The organism is Paenibacillus cisolokensis, from assembly GCF_018403665.1.
In the GTDB taxonomy this organism is placed as follows: domain Bacteria; phylum Bacillota; class Bacilli; order Paenibacillales; family Paenibacillaceae; genus Paenibacillus_AH; species Paenibacillus_AH cisolokensis.
On sequence record NZ_BOVJ01000181.1, the window covers coordinates 1 to 5,837 of the forward strand.

3 protein-coding genes and 1 pseudogene are annotated in these 5,837 nt (G+C 58.7%); 2 read left to right on the top strand and 2 right to left on the bottom strand.

The features are described from left to right. Positions 1 to 276 precede the first annotated feature (276 nt). Positions 277 to 1,128, bottom strand: a complete 852-nt coding sequence (locus tag PACILC2_RS22400; RefSeq protein ID WP_213530970.1) for an AraC family transcriptional regulator — start codon at positions 1,126 to 1,128, stop codon at positions 277 to 279. A gap of 209 nt (positions 1,129 to 1,337) precedes the next feature. On the opposite strand from PACILC2_RS22400, the pseudogene PACILC2_RS22405 reads away from it, so the two are divergent. Next, a pseudogene (locus tag PACILC2_RS22405) lies at positions 1,338 to 3,267 on the top strand (glycoside hydrolase family 127 protein). On the opposite strand, the gene PACILC2_RS22410 reads toward PACILC2_RS22405, so the two are convergent. Then, positions 3,268 to 4,083: a ligand-binding sensor domain-containing protein gene (locus PACILC2_RS22410; RefSeq protein ID WP_062496160.1), complete on the bottom strand. Its 816-nt coding sequence runs from the start codon at positions 4,081 to 4,083 to the stop codon at positions 3,268 to 3,270. A 305-nt stretch (positions 4,084 to 4,388) separates the two neighbouring features. Between PACILC2_RS22410 and ilvA the strand changes: the two genes are divergently transcribed. Then, complete coding sequence (gene ilvA / locus PACILC2_RS22415; RefSeq protein ID WP_256364507.1) at positions 4,389 to 5,657, top strand: threonine ammonia-lyase IlvA; 1,269 nt, start codon at positions 4,389 to 4,391, stop codon at positions 5,655 to 5,657. Positions 5,658 to 5,837: the final 180 nt, after the last annotated feature.

Consider the following 5,837-nt stretch of genomic DNA (forward strand, 5'->3'; position numbering starts at 1 on the left):
TATGGGCAACTCATCCGGCTAATCCTGCCTCAAATTGGGTTCGTGTACCTTGGCCCGTGCATTTGCCTCCGGCTTCCTTCAGATTCCGCCTCACGGCGGACACCCTTGCCCTTGGCTACGGTAGGCGCTCGCCAGCCCCCGTTCGGGACTTTCACCCTAGAGATGACGCCCATGCTGGGCGTACAAGAGGAAGGACGCCGGGCAAGTTAATGCCCGGCGTCCTTTTCTTCTTCCTTGATCATGGCATTTTACGGCCGCAGCGCGAGACGCCCCCGCTCATCCTGTAAACCGTTTGCGGAAGCGGAGCGGCGACAAGCCGGTATGCTCGGCGAACAGCCGCGAGAAGTGCGGCGTTTGGCGAAAGCCCGTTTCCTCCGCGATTCTGGCGATCGGCCAGTCGGTCTTCAGCAGCAGCAGCTTCGCCTGATCGAGCCGGTAATACAGCAAAAATTGCTGCGGCGTACAGCCGAACACCTCGTTCATGCAGCGGGCGATATAATTGGCGTGCAAGTTCAGCGCCTCGCTCAGCATACGGTTCGAGACGGGCTGCTTAAAGTTGAGCTTCAGGTACGCCGCTGCTCTTTCGGCTACGGCTACCGCCGCTTTCGCTTCATCCGAACGCCAGCCTTCGTCCAGCATTTGCAGCAAATGCAAAAACCGGTGCTGCCGCTCCCAGAACGAAGCGTGCGTAGAGTTCCGGGCGGCCTCGTGCAAACTTGTAAAAATGTCCTGCACCTGCTCCGGATAAGACAGCTTCGCATGCTTCGGCACGCGAATGACGTGCGTGTAGTGGTCGCCGCGCAGGCTGCCGGAGCCGCCCTCGGTTTCCTCCCAGGGCGCCGTCGTCTGGAAATGCAGCCAGTCCATCACCATTTCTTCCTCGCACGGACGGACCGCATAATGCCACCGGTCAGGACGAAGAATCAGCACCTCTCCCGGTCCGAGCGACCATTGCCGGTCTTCCTCCCCGATATGTAGCGTGCCGCGATGGATAAAGAGCAGATCGAATACGCCCAGATTCGTCCGGTTCGGATGCGCTTCGCCCGGTTGGTACGTGACCCGGTTCGATTCGATGAAAAAAGGCAGCGGCGGCGATCGAAACGTCAGCAGCAACGGGATGTCAGACATGTTCTTCTCTCCATATTTCGTGTGATATTATGCAAAATACAGGTTCAAGAGACCGCTATATTTCTACCATTTTATCAAATAAAATGAAGAAGAAACAGGTACGTTTTTGCAAAAATACCTGAAATTGCAAGGAGGAGAGCCCATTGAGCCAACCGCTTCGCCCGCAATCCGCCCCTGAAGCCGTCAATCGGCCGCTTGACGCGGCCAGTGTGGAGATCCGCGACGATTTCTGGTCCGTTTACACCGATTTGGTGCGGGATGTCGTCATCCCGTACCAATGGGAAGCGCTGAACGACCGGGTCGAAGGAGCCGTCCCGAGCCGCGCCATCCGTAATTTTCGCATCGCGGCCGGACTGGAGGAAGGAGCATTCGAAGGCTTCGTCTTTCAGGATTCCGATCTGTACAAATGGCTGGAAGCCCTCGCCTACCGGCTCGCCACGCATCCCGATCCGGATTGGGAGCGCATCGCCGACGGCATGTTCGATCTGATCGGGGCGGCCCAGGAAGAGGACGGCTATCTGCAGACCTACTTTCAAATCAAGGCGCCTGACGAGAAATGGACCAATCTCGGCGAGGCGCACGAGCTTTACTGCGCCGGACATTACATCGAGGCGGCGGTCGCTTATTGGCAGGCGACCGGCAAGCGCAAGGCGCTGGATATCGCGGTCAGGCTGGCGGACTGCATCGGCCGGACGTTCGGACCGGGAGAGGGACAGTTGAACGGCTACGACGGCCATCAGGAGATCGAGCTAGCGCTCGTCAAGCTGTACCGGGCAACCGGAGAGGAACGGTTTCTGCGGCTCAGCTCATTCTTCATCGATGCGCGGGGACAATCGCCGTCGTTTTGATCGAAGAATGGGAGAAGCGGGGGCATGCCTCCATCTGGCACGCCGGCAAGTCGCAGCGGCCCGATCTGGACTATTTTCAAGCCCATCTGCCGGTGCGGGAGCAGAAAGAGGCGGTCGGCCATGCGGTGCGCGCCGTCTATATGTATGCTGCGATGGCGGATCTGGCGGCGCTGACAGGTGACGCATCGCTGCTGGACGCCTGCCGGACACTGTGGAAGAGCATCGTGGCCAAGCGGATGTATGTGACCGGCGGCATCGGCTCGACCCGCCACGGGGAAGCGTTCACCACCGATTACGACCTGCCGAACGATTCCGCCTATGCCGAAACATGCGCCTCGGTCGGTCTCGTATTTTTGCGGCCCGCATGCTGGCCATCGAAGCCCGGGCGGAATATGCCGACGTGCTGGAACGTGCGCTCTACAATAACGTCATCGCCGGCATCGCGCTGGACGGCAAGCACTATTTCTACGTCAATCCGCTTGAAGTGCGGCCTGCGGCCTGCGAGCGCAATCCCGGCTTGCACCATGTCAAGCCGACGCGCCAACCCTGGTTCGGCTGCTCGTGCTGTCCGCCGAACGTAGCCCGGCTGCTGGCGTCGCTCGGACAATATATCTATATGGTCGACGACGCTTCGCGAACCGTATACGCCCATCTGTATATAGGCAGCGACTCGGAAATCTCGGTCGACGGCATCACGTTCAAGCTGATCCAGAAGACAGGCATGCCATGGAGCGGCGACGTCACCTTCGCGATCGGATCGCTCAGTGCGCCGGCTGCCTTCACGCTTGCGCTGCGGATGCCGTCGTGGTGCGACGGCAAGCTGCCGGCGCTGCAGGTGAACGGAGAGCCCGTATCGGCGGATGTTACGCCAGAGGGATATTTGACAATCAACCGCACCTGGATCGATGGCGATACGGTGCGGCTGGAACTGCCCATGCCGGCGCTTCGCCTTGCGGCTCACCCCGAGGTAAGGGTCAACGCCGGCAAGATCGCGCTGCAGCGGGGACCGTTCGTCTACTGTCTGGAGGAAGCCGATAATGAGGGGCCGCTGCAGTCCATTTCCTTGCCGCTCGCAGGACGAGCGGAGATCGAGCCGGCCGGCGAGCTCTTCCCGGGAGCCGTCGCGCTCAGAATCGACGGCTATCGCGATCCGCAGCTGGTGCCGGACGGCGCTTTATACGAAAGCATAACTGCTCTTCACCCGGAGCCGTCATCCGTCAGGGCCGTTCCTTACGCTCTGTGGGGCAATCGCGGCATGGGGGAAATGACGGTCTGGGTGCGCTACCGGTAATCAGGGAGCGGGCATCGACTGCACGCCTTGAAAGAGCGTCGCCATCAGCAGCTCGCCGTCCTTCTTCTCGATGTCGGTCACCGGGAAGCCGAGCCTGACCGAGAACAGGGAAATCTGGCGCTGCAGCCAACCGAGCCGGTATAGTCCCCGATCGGTGCAGGCGTACACGTCCCCGCCCTTGTCGGTGACGGAGAAGACGAACCGTCCCGGAATGCGGATCAGCTCGAAGCCTCCCCGCTTGTTGCCGACGACCAATTCTCCCGTCTCGCAAGAGCCGACGATATGGCCGCGGTAGACCGACAAGCTCGTCACGGCAACCGGCAGCGGGAACTCCGCCCACTCGCCGGCAAAGCGGTCATAAACGGAAATGCCGTTGTCGTGCGCGATTACGAGATAATGCGGCAGATGGATGAAATCGTAAACTTTCCGTTCCTGGCAGGCAATCGGATGCCAGTTGCCATCCCCGCTGTACCATAGCCCGTATTCGGTCGCAGCATATGCGCCGCTTTTGAAGAGGCGGTAACGATAGCAAGGAATGGCCAGAGGGGAAGCAGCCCACAAATTTTGCCGGTAATAAAACAGCCCGCGGTCCGTGCAGGCGGCAAGCGTATTGCCGGATATCGCCAACCGGTTCACCGCAGCCTTGTCGAGCCCGGCCGCGGGCAGCTTTTCCCATCCTCCTCCGTCCGCCAACCGGTAAATCCCGTAGCCGGCCGACGCCGCGTATACGGCGTCCTGGCCGGCTACGACCGCTGAGAACGGCAGCAGCAGCCAATTCCAAGGATGGGCCGATCCGGCTTGTTTCGCTTCGTTCAACCTCGAACACTCCTCTCCCTGACATCACAGCGGATGTCTCCATGCATATTGTCTATGATAACCATTCTCAATAATCATGTATATTTTGAATGATAACGGTTCTCAATTACAATGTCAACCATTCCGCATTACTGGAAAATGTATGAATTTCGGCCTATACCGCAGCCTGGTGATAAATGCATTTATTTCCCATCCGGTTTTGTAGTATGGTATTAGTAGCATTGGCATTAGGCCGAACGTACCGTGGCACAATTCGGACGGCAGACTGGCTGCTCAGGTTACACGGAAAGGAGATATCGATTCTATTGACACAGCATGGAGAACATAACGGACGGATCGGCATCGAAGAAATCGTCCAGGCCCAGATGCATTTGAAAGAAGTCGTTGCCCGCACGCCGCTGCAGCATAACCGCGTCCTGTCCGAGCGTTACGGCTGCACGGTGCTGCTCAAGCGCGAAGATCTGCAGGTCGTCCGGTCGTTCAAATTGCGCGGAGCCTATCATTCGATCCGCTCGCTCCCGGCGGACAAGCTTGCCAAAGGCGTCGTCTGCGCAAGCGCCGGCAACCACGCCCAAGGCGTCGCCTATTCCTGCCAGACCCTCGGCATACCGGGCAAAATCTATATGCCCAGTACGACGCCCCGGCAGAAGGTGTCGCAAGTCGCTTTCTTCGGCGGAGCCCAGGTCGAAATCGTGCTGACGGGAGATACGTTCGACGATGCGTACGCGGAAGCGGTCCGGGAATGTGAGCGCAGCGGAGCGGCCTTCATCCATCCGTTCGACGATCCGAAAATCATTGCCGGCAACGGCACGGTCGGCAAAGAAATTATGGAGGCGGCCGAATCCGTGCCCGACTATATATTCGTTACGGTAGGCGGCGGCGGACTGGCGGCGGGGGTCGCGTCGTACGTCAAGGCGGTCTCGCCCGGCACCGTCATTGTCGGCATCGAACCGGAAGGCGCGCCGGCGATGCGGAGCGCTCTCGACAGCGGAGAAGTCGTGACGCTCGAGACGATCGACAAATTCGTCGACGGCGCCGCCGTCAAGAGAGTCGGCGACCTGACGTACGAAATATGCAAGCGGCTGCTGGACGACGTCGTGCTCGTCCCCGAAGGCAAAGTATGCACGACGCTGCTCGATCTGTACAACGAGAACGCCATTGTCGCCGAACCGGCCGGCGCGCTGCCGATCGCCGCGCTTGACGCGTATCGCGAGGCGATCGCCGGCAAGACGGTCGTGTGCATCGTCAGCGGCGGCAACAACGATGTCGACCGGATGCAAGAAATTAAAGAACGATCGCTCATCTATGAAGGATTGAAGCATTACTTCATGGTCAATTTCCCGCAACGGGCAGGCGCTCTTCGGGAATTTCTCGACGACGTGCTCGGTCCGGAAGACGACATTACGCGGTTCGAATATACGAAGAAGCACAACAAAGACAACGGGCCGGCTCTTGTCGGCATCGAGCTCAAGCATCGCAACGACTACGCTCCGCTCATCGAAAGGATGAAAGCGAAAGGATTTCAATTCATGGAATTGAACAAAGATCCGCTGCTGTTCAACCTGCTGATTTAGCGCAGTCGCGGCGGCGCATAATTTTGCCTTTGACGCATATTTTCGCCTCTGACGCATAATTTCACCTCTGATAAGAACAATGTTGCAAAAGTGCAGTTTTTTCGTGGGTAAAAGAACCAAAACGCGAAAATTCCTGCGATTATACAGTTTTTTTGATCCGTTCAAGCCAGACAAGCGAGA

Bases quoted from the DNA above. Each gene is read 5' to 3' on its own strand.
- PACILC2_RS22400 (WP_213530970.1), bottom strand. From the start codon at position 1,128: ATGTCTGACATCCCGTTGCTGCTGACGTTTCGATCGCCGCCGCTGCCT.